1 protein-coding gene is annotated in these 544 nt (G+C 66.7%); it reads right to left on the bottom strand.

Translation table 11 applies throughout. From position 1 onward, the window contains the following. Window positions 1-211: 211 nt before the first annotated feature. The coding region (locus tag ABD323_RS44840; protein WP_344447706.1) for a hypothetical protein at window positions 212-544 on the bottom strand (333 nt) is incomplete at its 5' end.

Here is a 544-nt window from a genome sequence, read left to right as displayed (position 1 = left end):
GACGACCCCACAACCGCCCCCGAGAACACCCTCGACAGCCTCCGGCCCAGCCACACCCTGCTCGGCGGCTCCCTCGTCCACGGCCTCGAAGCAGCCCGCCCCCCCGCCGGGCCCGACCGCCACTGAAATACCCAGAAAGGCAAAAACCCCAGATCAACTGGGGTCTTAAGTGAGATCGGGCCTGTGCCCGATGGCTCGTCCGCCAGGCTGGTCAGTTCCGGGGCAGCCGCTCGAACTGCATGCCGAAGTACACGGTGCCAGGGCAGTTCTTCTCCGCTTCGGAGATGCTCGCGACGCCGAAATTCCCGCCGTCGGCGTTGCTGCCCGAGTATTTGCCAGCGATCGGGCAGGTTCGGCGGTACTCGCCGGTGGGGTAGGCCAGCCAGAAATGGCGGGCCTTCGTAGTGGACTCGATGCCCGTGCGCACCGTACCCGGCGTCACAAAATTGAAGGCCGTGGTCTTCCACTTGAACGCGGGGCCCACGAGAGTGCAGAGATCGCCCCCCATCAGGCCCTCGTGGTTGGGCCTTCCGGCGCAGAGGGG

The sequence above is a fragment of the Kitasatospora nipponensis genome, assembly GCF_039528135.1.
GTDB classification, from domain to species: domain Bacteria; phylum Actinomycetota; class Actinomycetes; order Streptomycetales; family Streptomycetaceae; genus Kitasatospora; species Kitasatospora nipponensis.
The sequence above is the reverse complement of the archived record's forward strand: the minus strand, read 5'-3'. Positions and strand labels throughout refer to the sequence as shown.